At 71.6% G+C, this 15131-nt stretch carries 17 protein-coding genes; 10 read left to right on the top strand and 7 right to left on the bottom strand.

Features of this window, described 5'->3' with window-relative positions; translation table 11 throughout:
• Positions 1–131: 131 nt before the first annotated feature.
• A complete protein-coding gene (locus ACGFYU_RS08175; RefSeq protein ID WP_393826459.1) occupies positions 132–338 on the top strand; it encodes a hypothetical protein in 207 nt (68 codons plus the stop codon).
• Here the strand turns inward: ACGFYU_RS08175 and ACGFYU_RS08170 are convergent.
• The 6 genes from ACGFYU_RS08170 to ACGFYU_RS08145 all read right to left on the bottom strand — a co-directional run bounded on the left by ACGFYU_RS08170 (position 322) and on the right by ACGFYU_RS08145 (position 6587).
• Positions 322–1059: a GntR family transcriptional regulator gene (locus ACGFYU_RS08170; RefSeq protein ID WP_393826458.1), complete on the bottom strand. Its 738-nt coding sequence runs from the start codon at positions 1057–1059 to the stop codon at positions 322–324. The genes ACGFYU_RS08175 and ACGFYU_RS08170 overlap by 17 nt on opposite strands.
• 80 nt (positions 1060–1139) lie before the next feature.
• Positions 1140–1949, bottom strand: a complete 810-nt coding sequence (locus ACGFYU_RS08165) for a type III pantothenate kinase (RefSeq protein WP_382637889.1) — start codon at positions 1947–1949, stop codon at positions 1140–1142.
• A gap of 3 nt (positions 1950–1952) precedes the next feature.
• Entirely contained in the window at positions 1953–2924 is a 972-nt protein-coding gene (gene nadC / locus ACGFYU_RS08160) for a carboxylating nicotinate-nucleotide diphosphorylase (protein ID WP_393826457.1), read from the bottom strand.
• A gap of 2 nt (positions 2925–2926) precedes the next feature.
• Positions 2927–4693, bottom strand: coding sequence for an L-aspartate oxidase (locus ACGFYU_RS08155; RefSeq protein ID WP_393826456.1), 1767 nt, complete (start codon positions 4691–4693; stop codon positions 2927–2929).
• Positions 4690–5685: a pantoate--beta-alanine ligase gene (gene panC, locus ACGFYU_RS08150; protein ID WP_393826455.1), complete on the bottom strand. Its 996-nt coding sequence runs from the start codon at positions 5683–5685 to the stop codon at positions 4690–4692. The genes ACGFYU_RS08155 and panC overlap by 4 nt, the downstream gene beginning before the upstream one ends.
• A complete protein-coding gene (locus ACGFYU_RS08145; protein WP_393826454.1) occupies positions 5682–6587 on the bottom strand; it encodes a Rossmann-like and DUF2520 domain-containing protein in 906 nt (301 codons plus the stop codon). The genes panC and ACGFYU_RS08145 overlap by 4 nt, the downstream gene beginning before the upstream one ends.
• Positions 6588–6684: 97 nt before the next feature.
• Between ACGFYU_RS08145 and ACGFYU_RS08140 the strand changes: the two genes are divergently transcribed.
• The 7 genes from ACGFYU_RS08140 to ACGFYU_RS08110 all read left to right on the top strand — a co-directional run bounded on the left by ACGFYU_RS08140 (position 6685) and on the right by ACGFYU_RS08110 (position 10572).
• On the top strand, positions 6685–7806 hold the full coding sequence (locus ACGFYU_RS08140; RefSeq protein WP_393826453.1) for a threonine aldolase family protein: 1122 nt from the start codon (positions 6685–6687) through the stop codon (positions 7804–7806).
• Between the two features lie 124 nt (positions 7807–7930).
• A complete protein-coding gene (locus tag ACGFYU_RS08135) occupies positions 7931–8116 on the top strand; it encodes a DUF397 domain-containing protein (protein WP_393826452.1) in 186 nt (61 codons plus the stop codon).
• Between the two features lie 65 nt (positions 8117–8181).
• Positions 8182–8808, top strand: a complete 627-nt coding sequence (locus tag ACGFYU_RS08130) for a hypothetical protein (protein ID WP_393826451.1) — start codon at positions 8182–8184, stop codon at positions 8806–8808.
• 13 nt (positions 8809–8821) lie between these two features.
• Positions 8822–8989 carry a hypothetical protein gene (locus ACGFYU_RS08125; RefSeq protein ID WP_393826450.1) on the top strand — a complete coding sequence of 56 codons (168 nt, stop codon included), beginning with the start codon at positions 8822–8824 and terminating at the stop codon, positions 8987–8989.
• 107 nt (positions 8990–9096) lie between these two features.
• On the top strand, positions 9097–9528 hold the full coding sequence (locus ACGFYU_RS08120) for a BlaI/MecI/CopY family transcriptional regulator (RefSeq protein WP_393826449.1): 432 nt from the start codon (positions 9097–9099) through the stop codon (positions 9526–9528).
• A gap of 11 nt (positions 9529–9539) precedes the next feature.
• A complete protein-coding gene (locus tag ACGFYU_RS08115; RefSeq protein ID WP_215018697.1) occupies positions 9540–10070 on the top strand; it encodes an amino-acid N-acetyltransferase in 531 nt (176 codons plus the stop codon).
• A 166-nt stretch (positions 10071–10236) separates the two neighbouring features.
• Positions 10237–10572 (top strand): Lsr2 family protein, encoded by a 336-nt coding sequence (locus ACGFYU_RS08110; protein ID WP_393826448.1) that lies wholly within the window; start codon positions 10237–10239, stop codon positions 10570–10572.
• Here ACGFYU_RS08110 and ACGFYU_RS08105 read toward each other — a convergent pair.
• A complete protein-coding gene (locus ACGFYU_RS08105; RefSeq protein WP_393826447.1) occupies positions 10551–11135 on the bottom strand; it encodes an SCO3374 family protein in 585 nt (194 codons plus the stop codon). The genes ACGFYU_RS08110 and ACGFYU_RS08105 overlap by 22 nt on opposite strands.
• A 462-nt stretch (positions 11136–11597) precedes the next feature.
• Here ACGFYU_RS08105 and ACGFYU_RS08100 point away from each other — a divergent pair, with 462 nt between their 5' ends.
• Together ACGFYU_RS08100 and ACGFYU_RS08095 are read left to right on the top strand one after the other, a co-directional pair.
• Complete coding sequence (locus ACGFYU_RS08100; protein ID WP_382637918.1) at positions 11598–14123, top strand: ATP-dependent Clp protease ATP-binding subunit; 2526 nt, start codon at positions 11598–11600, stop codon at positions 14121–14123.
• A gap of 390 nt (positions 14124–14513) precedes the next feature.
• Positions 14514–15131 (top strand): M23 family metallopeptidase, encoded by a 618-nt coding sequence (locus tag ACGFYU_RS08095; RefSeq protein ID WP_393826446.1) that lies wholly within the window; start codon positions 14514–14516, stop codon positions 15129–15131.

Below are 15131 nucleotides of genomic sequence, written 5' to 3'. Positions count from 1 at the left end.
ATTCAGCCCCGCCGGCGTTTGAGGCGCCGCCGGAGGCAAGGCCGGCCCCGCCGGCGGTTGAGGCGTGCGGACGATTGACGGCGGCAGTCAATCGGCGGGCGGGGGCCGGGCCGCGGGGTCAGGGTGGAGGTATGACCGCTATTGAGCAGTACCTCGTCGACAGCTGGCGGGCGTCCCAGCACGGGGCCCCGATGCCGCCCCCGCCCGGGCGGGACGATCTTGCCGTGTTGCGCGCCGCGCGGGCGTATGAGGAGTTCACGGCCGTGCTCGACGGGCGGCCCGCCCGCCATCCCTGGTGGGCCGCGCTGTGCCGGCTCTTCCTCACCGCCCGAAGGTGATCTCGTACGCGACCTCCGCCCGCCGGTCCGCCACCACGATGTCGGCGGTCTCCACCGGCCGCCCGTCCGCCGCGTAGTGGGTCCGTTCGATCTCGGTGATCAGGTCCCCGACGCTGATGCCGAGCAGATTGGCCTGCGGCTGGTCCGCGCGCCCCGGCCGCGGGATCTCCGTCGCCGACACGACCGTCACCCCGATCGACCGCATCCGCTCGACCACCCCCGCCCCCTTGAGCGGGCCCCGCTCCGGCAGGATCACCGGCGTGCCGCCCGTCACGGACAGCGGCTCCCAGGACTCGCAGATCTCCACCGGGCGCCCCTCCGCCAGGAACTCGTACGTCGTCACCACGCACGGATCGCCCACCTCGATGGCCAGCCGCGCGGCGATGTGCGCGGGCGCCGGGGTGCGGGCCCTGGAGTGCGCCTCCCAGGTGCCGTTGCCGTTGTTCCGGCCGCCAGGGCCGCTCAGCCGGCGCAGCCGGGAGCGGGAGATCCGCACCCGCTGCCTCGGCACGCGCACGTAGGTCCCGGATCCCGCGCGCCCCTCCAGCCAGCCCTCGATGATCAGGAGCTCCATCGCGCGCTGCGCGATGCTCTGCCCCACCGCGTACTCCGCGGCGAAACGCGCTCTCGACGGCAGCCGGGTTCCGACCGGCCACTCCGCCGCCCGGATCCGGGCCCGAAGCGCGTCCGCCACCTTCAAGTACGCTGAATCACGAGGCATTTGGGCCGTCCTGTACCAGTCGTCGAGACTGCCAAGTTAAGCCATCAGGTGGAAGCTGAACCTTCGGATCCCACGCACCGTCAGTCGAAGTTCGGCGCGTTGCGCTCGTAGACCAGCCGCAGCCCGATCAGCGTCAGCCACGGCTCGTGGTCGTCGATCACCGAGGACTCGCCGAGCACGATGGGCGCCAGCCCGCCGGTGGCGATGACGCGGACGTCGTCCGGGTCGCCGTTCGCGCCCGCCAGCTCCTTCGCCATCCGGGTCACGATCCCGTCGACCTGCCCCGCGAAGCCGTACACCACGCCCGACTGCATCGCCTCGACCGTGGACTTGCCGATCACGTTGCGCGGCCGGGCCAGTTCGATCTTGCGGAGCTGGGCGCCGCGGACACCGAGGGCCTCCATCGAGATCTCGATGCCGGGGGAGATCACCCCGCCCACGTACTCGCCCTTCGCGGACACCGCGTCGAAGGTGGTCGCCGTACCGAAGTCGACCACGATCGCCGGGCCCCCGTAGAGCTCGACCGCCGCGACCGCGTTGATGATGCGGTCCGCGCCGACCTCCTTCGGGTTGTCCATGAGGATCGGGACACCCGTCTTGATGCCGGGTTCGACGAGGACCGCCGGGACGTCCCCGTAGTAGCGGCGGGTGACCTCGCGCAGCTCGTGCAGCACCGACGGCACCGTCGAGCAGATCGCGATGCCGTGGATGCCGTCGCCCAGCTCGTTGCCGAGCATCGGGTGCATGCCCATCAGGCCCTGCATGAGCACGGCCATCTCGTCGGCCGTGCGCCGCGGGTCGGTCGAGATGCGCCAGTGCTCGACGATCTCGTCACCGTCGAACAGGCCCAGGACCGTGTGGGTGTTGCCCACGTCGATGGTGAGGAGCATCGGTTACTCCGCCTCGCGCAGGTCGAGGCCGATGTCCAGGATCGGGGAGGAGTGGGTCAGTCCGCCGACGGCCAGGTAGTCCACCCCGGTCTCCGCGTACGCCCGGGCGGTGTCCAGGGTGAGGCGGCCCGAGGACTCCAGCACCGCGCGGCCCGCGACCAGGGCCACGGCCTCCTCGGTCTCCGGGACGGTGAAGTTGTCGAGCAGGATCAGGTCGGCGCCCGCGTCCAGGACCTCGCGGACCTGGTGCATCGTGTCGACCTCGACCTCCACGGGCACGTCCGGGAAGGCCTCCCGTACGGCCTTGAAGGCCTGCGCGACCCCGCCGGCCGCCACCACGTGGTTGTCCTTGACCAGCGCCGCGTCCGACAGCGACATGCGGTGGTTGACGCCGCCGCCGCAGCGCACCGCGTACTTCTCCAGCGCGCGCAGGCCCGGAGTGGTCTTGCGGGTGTCGCGGACCTTGGCCTTCGTGCCCTCCAGCACGTCCGCCCAGCGGCGCGTGGCGGTCGCGATGCCCGACAGGCGGCACAGGATGTTCAGGGCGCTGCGCTCCGCCGTGAGCAGGTCGCGGGTGCGGGCGCGTACGGACAGCAGGACCTGCCCGGCCTTGACCGTGTCGCCGTCCTCCGCGTGCCGCTCGACCTCGAAGGCCTCCGTGCAGACCACGGAGAACACGGCCTCGGCGACGCGCAGTCCGGCCACGACGCCGTCCTCGCGGGCGACGAAGTCGGCGACGGCCTCGGCGTCCTCGGGGATCGTCGCGACGGTGGTCACGTCGACCCCGCCGTCGAGGTCCTCGGAGAGCGCCATGTGGGCGATGTCCTCGACCTCTACGGGGTCCAGGCCCGCGTCCGCCAGCAGCTGGGCCAGCGCCGGGTCCAGGCCGGTCTCCTCGCCGTCGCCGCAGGCGCAGTCGTCGCCGCAGCCGCCGTCGTTCTGGTCGATCAGGGGAAGTTCGTCGGGGGTGCTCACGGTCACTGCTCCAGGCTCTGGGTGCTGAGGGGTACGTGCACGGACGGGAAGTCCGCGGAGTCGGTGGGGACGACGACCAGGGCCCGCTTCTCGGTCGCCGAGAGCCGGACGACGAGGTGGCGTCGCCAGGCGGCATCGTCCCGCTCCGGGTGGTCCTCGCGCCAGTGGCAGCCGCGGGTCTCCACGCGCCGCCGGGCGGCGGCGACGAGCACCCGGGCCACGCACAGCAGGTTCGTGGCCTCCCAGGTGTCCACTCCCGGCTCGGCGGTCTTGCCGTGCGCTTCGAGGTCGTTCAGGGCGGTGGCGTACAGGCCTTCGAGGGCCTCGGCCGCCGTGCGCAGGGACTCGGCGGAGCGCAGCACGCCCGCGCCGTTCGTCATGATGCGCTGGATCTCGTACCGCGCCCCGGCCGGCTGGAGCGGGCCGGTCGAGGGGACCGGTATGCCGGGGCCGTTGCCGGAGCGGTCCTGGGCGGCGATGTCGTCGGCGATGCGCTCGGCGAAGACCAGGCCCTCCAGCAGGGAGTTGGAGGCGAGCCGGTTCGCGCCGTGCACGCCGGTGCAGGCGACCTCGCCGCACGCGTACAGGCCGGGGACGGTGGTCCGCCCGTGCAGGTCGGTCCGTACGCCGCCGGAGGCGTAGTGCGCGGCGGGTGCGACCGGGATCGGCTCGGTCACCGGGTCGATGCCGTGGGCACGGCAGGCGGCGAGGATGGTGGGGAAGCGGTTCTCCCACATCTCGGCGCCGAAGTGCCGGGCGTCCAGGTACATGTGCTGCGCGCCCTGCTCCAGCATGCGGCGCGTGATGCCCTTGGCGACGATGTCGCGCGGGGCCAGCTCGGCGAGTTCGTGCTGCCCCAGCATGAAGCGGACCCCGTCCGCGTCGACGAGGTGGGCGCCCTCGCCGCGGACGGCCTCCGAGACGAGCGGCTGCTGCCCCTCGGCGTCCGGTCCGAGGAAGAGCACCGTCGGGTGGAACTGCACGAACTCCAGGTCGGAGACCTCGGCCCCGGCGCGCAGCGCGAGCGCCACGCCGTCGCCGGTGGACACCGACGGGTTGGTGGTCGCGGAGAAGACCTGGCCCATGCCGCCGGTCGCGAGGATCACGGCGGGCGCGTGGACGGCGCCGACGCCGTCGTGCTGGCCCTCTCCCATGACGTGCAGCGTGACGCCGGCCGTACGGCCCTGCGCGTCCTGCAGGAGGTCCAGTACGAGCGCGTTCTCGACGGTCTCGATGCCCGCTTCGTGGACGGCCTCGACCAGCGCCCGGGAGATCTCGGCGCCGGTGGCGTCGCCGCCCGCGTGCGCGATCCGGCGGCGGTGGTGGCCGCCCTCGCGGGTCAGCTCTATCTCGCCGGTCTCGGCGGAGGTGTCGAAGACGGCGCCGGCGGCGATCAGCCGTCGGACGGCGCCGGGGCCCTCGGTGACGAGGAGCCGGACGGCCGCCTCGTCGCACAGGCCCGCGCCCGCCACCAGGGTGTCGTCCAGGTGCTGCTCGGGGGTGTCGCCCTCGCCGAGGGCCGCGGCGATCCCGCCCTGGGCCCAGCGGGTGGAGCCGTCGTCGAGCCGGGCCTTGGTCACCACGACCGTACGGCGGCCCGCGGCGGCGCAGCGCAGCGCGGCCGTCAGCCCCGCGACGCCGGATCCGACCACCACGACGTCGGCGTCGACGGACCAGCCGGGGGCGGGCGCGTGCAGCCGTATGCCGGTGGCAGTGCCGGCGCCAGGGCCCGCGCCGTCCGACGGGAGGTCTCTGCCCGGTGTGCTCACGAGTGTGCTCCGAATTCCAATGGGATGTTGTCGATCAGCCGGGTCGTGCCGACCTTCGCGGCGACGGCCAGCACGGCGTGCCCCGTGAAGTCGGGGCCCACGTCGGTGAAGTCCTGCGGGTCCACCAGCGCCAGGTAGTCCAGGGCGAGCGGCGGCTCGTGCCGGCTCGCCTCGTCCAGGACGTGGAGCGCGGCGGCCCGTACGGCGTCCGGCAGCCCGGTGCCCGCCGCCGAGACGGCGTGCGCGTCCGCGGAGGCGCGGATCTCCCCGAGCTTGGCCAGGGCGTTGGCCCGCTCGTCGCTGGCCGGGTTGGCCTCGGCGCGGGCGCGCAGCGCGGCCTGCGCGGCGAGCCGGTCCTGCCCGGCGAACAGGGCGCGGGACAGGGCCAGCGCGGTGCGCCGTTCGACGGGGGAGAGGTAGCGGTTGCGGGAGGACAGCGCGAGCCCGTCCTCCTCGCGGACGGTCGGTACGCCGACCACCTCCACGGGGAAGTTCAGGTCCGTCACCATCCGCCGGATCAGGGCCAGTTGCTGCGCGTCCTTCTGGCCGAAGAGCGCCAGGTCGGGACGGGTGAGGTGGAGCAGCTTGGCGACGACGGTCAGCATCCCGTCGAAGTGGCCGGGACGGGTGGCCCCTTCGAGGCGCTCGCCCATGGGCCCGGCGCTGATCCGCACCTGCGGGTCGCCGCCCGGGTAGACCTCGTCGACGGCGGGGGCGAACACCGCGTCCGCGCCCGCCTCTTCGGCGATCGCGAGGTCGGCGTCGAGGGTGCGGGGGTAGCGGTCGAGGTCCTCGTTCGCCCCGAACTGGAGGGGGTTGACGAAGACGGTGACGACGACCTGGCCCCCGGGGCCGGCCTGCGCGCGGGCGTCGCGGACGAGGGTGGCGTGGCCCTCGTGCAGGGCGCCCATCGTCATCACCACGGCCCGGCGGCCGGTGCGCGGCAGCTTGTGCAGCTCCTCGGCCGTGTTCAGCAGCTGCAGACCGGTCACTGGTCCCCACCCTCGGTGTCGGCGAGTACGCCGAGCAGGTCCTCGGCGAGTTCGGGCTTGAGCAGGCCGTGCGCGAGGGCCCGGTCCGCGGTGGTGCGGGCCATCGCCAGGTACCCGGCGACCGTGCCCGGGGCGTGCTTGCGCAGCTCCGAGACGTGCGCGGCGACCGTACCGGCGTCGCCGCGGGCCACCGGGCCGGTCAGGGCCGCGTCGCCGGAGCGCAGGGCGTTGTCCAGGGCCGCGCCGAGCAGCGGGCCGAGCATCCGGTCGGGGTGCTCGACCCCGGCCTTGCGCAGCAGCTCCATCGCCTGGGCGACCAGGGTGACCAGGTGGTTCGCGCCGAGGGCGAGGGCCGCGTGGTAGAGCGGACGGTTCTCCTCCGCGATCCACTCGGGCTCCCCGCCCATCTCGATGACCAGGGCCTCGGCCGCGAGCCGCAGCTCCTCGGGGGCGGTGACGCCGAAGGAGCAGCCGGCCAGCCGCTGCACGTCGACCTCGGTCCCGGTGAAGGTCATCGCCGGGTGCAGGGCCAGCGGCAGCGCGCCGGCCCGGCGGGCCGGGTCGAGCACGGCCGTCCCGTACCGGCCGGAGGTGTGCACCAGCAACTGTCCGGGCCGCACCGCGCCGGTCTCGGCGAGCCCCTCCACCAGCTTGGGCAGCGCGTCGTCGGGGACGGTGAGCAGGACCAGATCGGACAGCTCCAGCACCTGCGCGGGCGGCACCAGGGGCACGTCGGGCAGCATCCGCGCGGCGCGGCGCACGGACGCGTCGGACACGCCGGACACCGCGACGGGCCGGTGCCCGGCCTGCTGGAGCGCACGCGCCAGCGCGGGACCGACCCGGCCGGCGCCGACGACGCCGACGTCGAGCCGGGCAGGGCGTGGCTGCTGAGATGGGTTCACGCGGGGAGGGCCTTCCGTTCCAGTCCGCGGGGGGTACCGGACGATACGCCGCCATGCTAGCTCCTGGGGGTTCTGGCCGGTCGGCGATGATTCGGGGATGACGGACGAGGCGCAGGACATGAAGCGGCTGGTGGCGGCCTGGCGCGGGGCGGACCGGAAGCTGTCGCGCGTGCCGCGCGAGGCGACGGTGGCGGAACTGCTGGCGCCGCTCGCCGAAGCCCTGTACGCCATGGACGAGCCGGCCGACGTGTACGGCGACGGGGTCGTCGCCGAGCTGGAGCGGCGGGTCGCGGAGCTGCTGGGCACGCAGGACGCGGCGTTCTTCCCGAGCGGGACGATGGCCCAGCAGGTGGCCCTGCGCTGCTGGGCGGGCCGGACGGGGAACCCGGTGGTCGCGCTGCACCCGCACAGCCACCCCGAGCGGTGGGAGGGCGGCGCGCTGGCGGCGGTCTCCGGCCTGCGCCCGGTCCACCCGACGACGGAGTCCCGCCAGCCGCTCGCGGAGGAGGTCGCCTCGCTCCCGGAGCCCTTCGGCACGCTGATGCTGGAGCTTCCGCTGCGCGACGCGGGCTTCCTCCTGCCCACCTGGGAGGAACTGGAGGCGCTGGTGGAGGCGGCCCGCGAACGGGAGGCGGTCGTCCACTTCGACGGGGCCCGGCTGTGGGAGTCCACGGTCCACTTCGGCCGCCCGCTGAGGGAGATCGCGGCGCTGGCGGACTCGGTGTACGTCTCCTTCTACAAGTCCCTGGGCGGCCTGAGCGGGGCCTGCCTGGCGGGGGCGGCGGACTTCGTGGAGGAGACGCGCGTCTGGCGGCACCGGTACGGGGGCCAGGTCTTCCGCCAGTTCCCGCAGGCCCTGGCCGCCCTGGCCGGCCTGGAACGGGAGCTCCCGAAGCTCCCCTCGTACGTGGCCCAGGCCCGCCTGGTGGCGGACGGGCTGCGCGCGGCCTTCTCGGACTCCGGGATCCCCTGGTTCCGCGTCCACCCGGAGCAACCGCACACCCACCAGTTCCAGCTCTGGCTCCCGTACGACCCGGACCACCTCAGGCGGGCGAGCCTCCGCCAGGCGGAGGAAACGGGCACGGCCCTCTTCCACCGCTGGTCCCCCGACGGCCCGCCGGGCCTGTCGGTCACGGAGGTGACGGTCACGGAACCGGGCCTGTCGTGGACCCCGGCGGACGTACGGGAAGCCGTGGCGGCCTTCACGGCCCGCCTCTAGCCGAGCCGGAGCGCGGCGGCGACGGTACGAATCGCCGAAATTCATCGAAAGGCTGTGGCCGGACCCCGCCGTGGAGTTACCGTCCCCCGACGGGAATTACCGACCGTGCCCGGAGGAGAACACCATGACCGCTCAGCCCACGTGGCAGAAGTCCTCGTTCTGCGGTGAGGGAGACGCCTGCGTCTACGTCTCCGCCGCCCCCGGCGCACTGGTCCGCGTCGCCGACCACGCCGACCCCGCCCACCTCGTCCTCGCCACCACCCAGGCCGCCTGGACCGCCTTCCTCCGGGCCGTGAAGGAAACCGGCTGAGGCTCGCCGCGCCGAAGGCGATCACCCTCAGGGGATTTTGTCCGATTAGCGCGTATCTTCGGCCCATGCCCACGCCCTACGGATCCCGCGGCGGCATGGCGTTCAGCGCTGCTGAGCTGCTCGTGCTCAGGCGTTCGCTCGCCCACGCCCTTCAGTCCTCCTCGGCCCCCCTCACGGCCGCGGAAGTCCAGGACTGCCTGCGCCTCGCGCAGTCGGTGGACGACGTGGTCCAGGAGGCGGGCCGGCTCAGAGCCTTCCTCCTGGCGGATCTGGCCCGCTACCGGGGCGCCCTGCCCGGCAGCCTCTCCGGATACCTCGAACTGCTCCAGGACGCCCTGGCGGCCGGGTACGAGCCGGTGCCCGACGACCTCGCCGCCCTGCGCGCCCTGCGGGCCAACCCGGTCGCGGCCGCGCTCCTGGACCGTGCCCAGTCCGTCGCGGAGCGCTCCGTACGGCGGCGCCTGTCGACCACCCCCGCGCCCCGCACCCGGCTGCTGGCCCTGGCCGGCGGTGCCGGTGGCGGAGGCGGCGGCAAGGACCGCCGCCCGGCCCCCACGCCCGGCCCGAAACCGCAGCCCAAGGAGCCCCCGGCCCCCGAGCCCCGCCCACGGCCGATCCCGACCCCCGGCGAGGTGTTCCCGCCGCGCCGCAAGCCCACCCCGCCCCCGGCGGCCGGGCTGGCCGCCGGCTAGCTAGGCTGGGGGCATGGACTACGTCTCCGCGCTCGTGCCCCCCGTCGTCATGGCCGCGTTCTTCATCGCTCTCGTCGTGACGATCGTGAAGACCCAGGGCGGCGCCAACAAGGCCAAGGAGGACGCGGCGGTCGACGCCGTGATCGCCCGGGCCGAGGCCGCCCGACAGCACCAGAAGTAGGCACCCGGGTACCAAGGGCGCACGGCTCCCGCCGTGCGCCCAATTTTGTTGCGCGTTGTCGGCCGAATAGTCGGGCAATTACCCACAAGCCGCACTATCGTGCTGATGTGCCTCGCCCCTTGGGAGAACTCGAAGACGCCGTCATGACGCGGGTGTGGCAGTGGAACCGCCCGGTCACCGTTCGAGAAGTACTGGAAGACCTCCAGCAGGAACGGTCCATCGCGTACACCACGGTCATGACCGTTATGGACAATCTTCATCAGAAGGGCTGGGTCCGCCGCGAGGCGGAAGGCCGCGCCTATCGATATACGGCGGTCTCCACCCGCGCCGCCTACTCGGCCGCACTGATGAACGAAGCCTGGTCGACGAGCGACAACCCGGCGGCCGCCCTCGTCGCCTTCTTCGGCATGATGTCCGCGGAACAGCGCGAAGCCCTCCGCGACGCCGTACGGATCGTCCAGCACGACGACGAGTCACCCGCGGAGACCCAGGCCACCGAAGGGGACTCCGCCGAGCGCCCGCGGGAGCCGGGGCGATAGCGTCCGGTCGCATGGGAGAGTTTTCCGCTGCACACGCAGAAACAGTGACGATCCGCCGCGCCCGCACCGGTGATGTTCCCGCCCTGCGCCGCCTGCTCGACCAGTACGTGCAGCAGCGGATCCTGCTCGACAAAGCCCCGGTCGTCCTTTACGAGGACATCCAGGAGTTCTGGGTCGCGGAACGCGACTCCGACCGCCAGGTGGTCGGCTGCGGCGCTCTCCACGTGATGTGGGAAGACCTCGCCGAAGTGCGCACTCTCGCCGTCGACCGCGGGTTGAAGGGCGCCGGCGTCGGCCATCGCGTGCTGGAGCAGTTGTTGCGGACCGCCCGCGAGGTCGGGGTGAGCCGGGTTTTCTGCCTGACCTTCGAAGTGGACTTCTTCGCGAAGCACGGCTTCGTCGAGATCGGCGAGACCCCGGTGGAGACCGATGTCTACATGGAGCTCCTGCGTTCCTATGACGAGGGCGTAGCGGAGTTCCTCGGTCTCGAACGAGTGAAGCCGAACACCTTGGGCAACAGTCGGATGCTTCTGCACCTCTGATCGATCACCGCGGGCTTTTCCCGTGCTCCGCACGCCTGTGGCCTATGTCCGAATCGCGCACGTTTCCCGCCCTGTTGCGGTCTCGAACCTCTCCCCGGGGGTTTGTGTTTTCCAGGCAAAAGCGGTTTCCTTTCCGCGTACTGCTTTTCGATGAAAGGAAATCCCGGTGGCACAGAAGGTTCAGGTCCTTCTTGTCGACGACCTCGACGGTGGCGAGGCGGACGAGACGGTGACGTTCGCTCTGGATGGCAAGACCTACGAGATCGACCTCACCACCGCCAACGCTGAAAAGCTCCGCGGTCTGCTCGACCCGTACACCAAGGGCGGCCGCCGCACCGGTGGGCGCGCGTCCGCGGCCCGCGCCAAGGGCCGTGCCGCCACGCCGGGCAGCCCGGACACCGCCGAGATCCGCGCATGGGCGAAGGAGAACGGCTACAGCGTGAACGACCGCGGCCGCGTCCCGGCCGAGATCCGCGAGGCCTACGAGAAGGCCAAGGGCTGAGAAGTCCGCGTCGTACCGCGCCGCAGGCGCGCGCGGTGGCATTCCGTCGCCGCCGCGGCCACCAGGCGTACGAGATCGGGCCCGCGACCGGGCCCGCCGCCCCCGCCGGGACCCGGCAGGGCGGGAAGCAGGGCCTCGCACCCCTGCTCGGGGGGCCGCAGCCACACGGCGGCTCCCCGAGGGCTCGGGGGCAGCCCCGGGGGAGCCGGGGCGGTGATCCGGCCACCCGCACCCAGGGCGGCGAGATCCAGGGCGACCCCGCCCCATTCCAGCCAGTCGAGCAGCCCCTCCAGCTCGTCGGCGCTCCCCGCGGCCACCAGGAACCGCATCCGGCGCCCCATGAGCGCCACCGGGCCGGTGGCGACCGGCCTGCGCAGCAGCGCCGCCCCCGCGTCGGACGGCAGCTCCAGTACGTCGAAACGGGACCCCGTGACGAGCTGGGCGGGAGGGCCGCCCGTGACGGCCCAGCCGAGCACCCGCTCGTACCAGGAGGCGTAGGCCTCCTCCTCGGCCGGTACGCGGGGCAGCGGGACGGTGACGGCGGGTACGGCGGTTACGGCCATGCCGGGAGCAACTCCCGAAACGCCCCGGGGTTACGGCCGGTGTGACACACCGCACCCGGACCTATGCGGAACGTAAACATCCGCGGGGTGGAGTCCCACATTCGGGACGGAACTGTGTTCGCCCTTAGCGGAGGGGACCGGTGCCATCGGCATGGAGTGTCCGCCCTTACGGGTAAGACATTCCTAGTGGATCGGGGCGACACGCTGATTTGACCGGCTCCCGTTCGCCATCGGCGTACTCGCATGACGGGTATCTGCCTGGCCTGCGGGAACATCGTCTCCCACTATCGGGTTGGAGCAGTTGTCGGCTGTTCAGGCCGGTTTTCCTCACGAAGGTGGGGGTGAGCCGTGGACGGATGTCGGCAGTTGGAATGAGCTGTCCCGCCCCGCGGGACTAGCATGCGGAAGGACAGGGCGGGGACCGACCCCGAACTGCCCGACCGCTCTGAGGAGCGATAAACGATGTTCGAGAGGTTCACCGACCGCGCGCGGCGGGTTGTCGTCCTGGCTCAGGAAGAAGCCCGGATGCTCAACCACAACTACATCGGCACTGAGCACATCCTCCTGGGCTTGATCCACGAGGGTGAGGGTGTCGCCGCTAAGGCCCTGGAGAGCCTCGGGATTTCGCTCGAGGCTGTTCGCCAGCAGGTTGAGGAGATCATCGGCCAGGGGCAGCAGGCCCCGTCCGGCCACATCCCCTTCACCCCGCGGGCGAAGAAGGTCCTGGAGCTTTCGCTCCGAGAGGCCCTCCAGCTCGGCCACAACTACATCGGCACCGAGCACATCCTGCTCGGCCTGATCCGCGAGGGCGAGGGCGTCGCCGCCCAGGTCCTCGTGAAGCTGGGCGCCGATCTCAACCGAGTCCGGCAGCAGGTCATCCAGCTGCTCTCCGGCTACACCGGCGGGGGCAAGGAGTCGGCCACGGCCGGCGGCCCGGCCGAGGGCACGCCCTCGACCTCGCTCGTCCTGGACCAGTTCGGCCGCAACCTCACCCAGGCGGCCCGCGAATCCAAGCTCGACCCGGTCATCGGGCGCGAGAAGGAGATCGAGCGGGTCATGCAGGTGCTGTCCCGCCGTACCAAGAACAACCCGGTCCTCATCGGCGAGCCCGGCGTCGGCAAGACGGCCGTCGTCGAGGGCCTGGCCCAGGCGATCGTCAAGGGCGAGGTCCCCGAGACCCTCAAGGACAAGCACCTCTACACGCTTGACCTGGGTGCCCTGGTCGCCGGTTCCCGCTACCGCGGTGACTTCGAGGAGCGCCTGAAGAAGGTGCTCAAGGAGATCCGCACCCGCGGCGACATCATCCTGTTCATCGACGAGCTCCACACCCTCGTGGGTGCGGGCGCCGCCGAGGGCGCGATCGACGCCGCCAGCATCCTCAAGCCCATGCTGGCCCGTGGTGAGCTCCAGACCATCGGTGCCACGACGCTGGACGAGTACCGCAAGCACCTCGAGAAGGACGCGGCCCTCGAGCGCCGCTTCCAGCCGATCCAGGTGGCGGAGCCTTCCCTCCCCCACACGATCGAGATCCTCAAGGGCCTGCGCGACCGCTACGAGGCCCACCACCGCGTCTCCATCACGGACGAGGCCCTCGTCCAGGCGGCGACGCTGGCGGACCGGTACATCTCGGACCGCTTCCTCCCGGACAAGGCGATCGACCTGATCGACGAGGCCGGCTCCCGGATGCGCATCCGCCGGATGACCGCGCCGCCGGACCTCCGCGAGTTCGACGAGAAGATCGCGGCCGTGCGCCGCGACAAGGAGTCGGCCATCGACTCCCAGGACTTCGAGAAGGCGGCTTCCCTCCGCGACAAGGAGAAGCAGCTGCTGGCGGCGAAGACCAAGCGCGAGAAGGAATGGAAGGCCGGCGACATGGACGTCGTCGCCGAGGTCGACGGCGAGCTCATCGCCGAGGTCCTCGCGACCGCGACCGGCATTCCCGTCTTCAAGCTCACCGAGGAGGAGTCCTCGCGACTGCTCCGCATGGAAGACGAGCTCCACCGTCGGGTCATCGGCCAGAAGGACGCCATCAAGGCGCTCTCCCAGGCGATCCGCCGTACCCGTGCGGGTCTGAAGGACCCGAAGCGCCCGGGTGGCTCGTTCATCTTCGCCGGCCCGTCCGGTGTCGGTAAGACCGAGCTGTCCAAGACGCTCGCCGAATTCCTCTTCGGTGACGAGGACGCGCTGATCTCCCTCGACATGTCGGAGTTCAGCGAGAAGCACACGGTTTCCCGTCTCTTCGGTTCGCCCCCCGGCTACGTGGGCTACGAAGAGGGCGGCCAGCTCACCGAGAAGGTGCGCCGGAAGCCGTTCTCCGTCGTCCTCTTCGACGAGGTCGAGAAGGCCCACCCGGATATCTTCAATTCCCTTCTCCAGATCCTGGAGGACGGTCGTCTGACCGACTCCCAGGGCCGGGTCGTGGACTTCAAGAACACGGTCATCATCATGACGACCAACCTGGGTACCCGGGACATCTCGAAGGGCTTCAACCTGGGCTTCGCGGCGCAGGGCGACACCAAGACCGGTTACGACCGGATGAAGGCGAAGGTCAACGAAGAGCTCAAGCAGCACTTCCGGCCCGAGTTCCTCAACCGCGTCGACGACACGGTCGTCTTCCACCAGCTCACCGAGGAAGACATCATCCAGATCGTCGACCTGATGATCGCGAAGGTCGACGAGCGCCTGAAGGACCGCGACATGGGCATCGAGCTGAGCGGCGACGCGAAGCTCCTGCTCGCCAAGCGCGGCTACGACCCGATCCTGGGTGCCCGGCCGCTGCGCCGGACCATCCAGCGCGAGATCGAGGACGTCCTGTCGGAGAAGATCCTCTTCGGCGAGCTGCGTCCCGGTCACATCGTGGTCGTCGGCAAGGAGGGTGACGGCGAGGAGGCCAAGTTCACCTTCCGCGGCGAGGAGAAGTCGGCCCTGCCCGACCTCCCCCCGATCGAGGCCACGGGCTCCGGCCCGGACCTGTCGAAGGGCGCGTAGCGCCCCGCGGGTAAGCAGTATGAAGGGGCGGCCCCGGAACCGAGAGGTTCCGGGGCCGCCCCTTTCGGTTGCGTGCCGATGGTCCCGGAAGGGCAGGCCGAAGGTCCTGGGCCGGTGACAAGCCGCACAGGGCAAAACGGACGTACTAGGTGGATTCGTAGATCCAATGGGCTGTGGGAGGGGACGTTTGCCGCAGGACGGGGGCAGTCAACCGGCCGCGTCACACCGGTGCGGCTACGAGCTCCGGTAGTAAGCGGGACATTTGGGGAAGTCCGGGGCCGCGGGTTACCAAAGGTGGGCCAACCCGGCACGTGCCGCATCGTGCCGGGTCACTTCATGCCCGTGGCGGGCATGACACCGCCTTTGTCCCCGGCCCCGGAGGTCTGCTTCATGTCCGCGAAGCGCGTCAGCACCCGTCGTACCCGTATCGCCGTCGGCACCACCGCTCTCGGTGCGGTGCTGGCTCTGGGGGCCGGGACGACCGCCGCGTTCGCCGACACCACGCAGACCGCGCTGGCCGGTACCGCCGAGCTCGTGGCCGAGCAGGCCGCCGCCCAGGCCTCCGTCGCCGCGGCCGCCGAGAAGACGGGCCTGTGGGACAAGCCGGTCGAGAAGTACACGCTGTCCGCGACCTTCGGCAAGGGCGGCAGCATGTGGTCGCACAAGCACTCCGGCCAGGACTTCGCCGTCCCGACCGGCACCCCGGTCCACGCCGCGGCCGCCGGCGTCGTCGTCAAGGCGGGCCCCAACGGCGGCGGCGACGGCCCCGCGTACGGCAACGCCATCGTGATCAAGCACGCGAACAACACGTACTCGCAGTACGCGCACCTCTCGAAGATCCAGGTCACCATCGGCCAGAAGGTCTCCGTGGAGCAGCAGATCGCCCTGTCCGGCAACACCGGAAACTCCAGCGGCCCGCACCTGCACTTCGAGATCCGCACCACGCCGAACTACGGCTCGGCCGTCAACCCGGTGGCCTTCCTGCGCAACGCCGGCGTCACGATCTGA

Source organism: Streptomyces sp. NPDC048337, from assembly GCF_043201175.1.
GTDB lineage: Bacteria > Actinomycetota > Actinomycetes > Streptomycetales > Streptomycetaceae > Streptomyces.
The sequence above is the reverse complement of the archived record's forward strand: the minus strand, read 5'-3'. Positions and strand labels throughout refer to the sequence as shown.

Excerpts from the sequence above, each read along its gene's own strand:
- ACGFYU_RS08105 (WP_393826447.1), bottom strand. The coding sequence starts at position 11,135 with ATGGCCGTAACCGCCGTACCCGCCGTCACCGTCCCGCTGCCCCGCGTA.
- ACGFYU_RS08125 (WP_393826450.1), top strand. The coding sequence starts at position 8,822 with ATGGACTACGTCTCCGCGCTCGTGCCCCCCGTCGTCATGGCCGCGTTC.
- ACGFYU_RS08130 (WP_393826451.1), top strand. The coding sequence starts at position 8,182 with ATGCCCACGCCCTACGGATCCCGCGGCGGCATGGCGTTCAGCGCTGCT.
- ACGFYU_RS08165 (WP_382637889.1), bottom strand. The coding sequence starts at position 1,949 with ATGCTCCTCACCATCGACGTGGGCAACACCCACACGGTCCTGGGCCTG.
- ACGFYU_RS08140 (WP_393826453.1), top strand. The coding sequence starts at position 6,685 with ATGACGGACGAGGCGCAGGACATGAAGCGGCTGGTGGCGGCCTGGCGC.
- ACGFYU_RS08115 (WP_215018697.1), top strand. The coding sequence starts at position 9,540 with ATGGGAGAGTTTTCCGCTGCACACGCAGAAACAGTGACGATCCGCCGC.
- ACGFYU_RS08100 (WP_382637918.1), top strand. The coding sequence starts at position 11,598 with ATGTTCGAGAGGTTCACCGACCGCGCGCGGCGGGTTGTCGTCCTGGCT.
- ACGFYU_RS08135 (WP_393826452.1), top strand. The coding sequence starts at position 7,931 with ATGACCGCTCAGCCCACGTGGCAGAAGTCCTCGTTCTGCGGTGAGGGA.
- ACGFYU_RS08175 (WP_393826459.1), top strand. The coding sequence starts at position 132 with ATGACCGCTATTGAGCAGTACCTCGTCGACAGCTGGCGGGCGTCCCAG.
- ACGFYU_RS08095 (WP_393826446.1), top strand. The coding sequence starts at position 14,514 with ATGTCCGCGAAGCGCGTCAGCACCCGTCGTACCCGTATCGCCGTCGGC.
- ACGFYU_RS08170 (WP_393826458.1), bottom strand. The coding sequence starts at position 1,059 with ATGCCTCGTGATTCAGCGTACTTGAAGGTGGCGGACGCGCTTCGGGCC.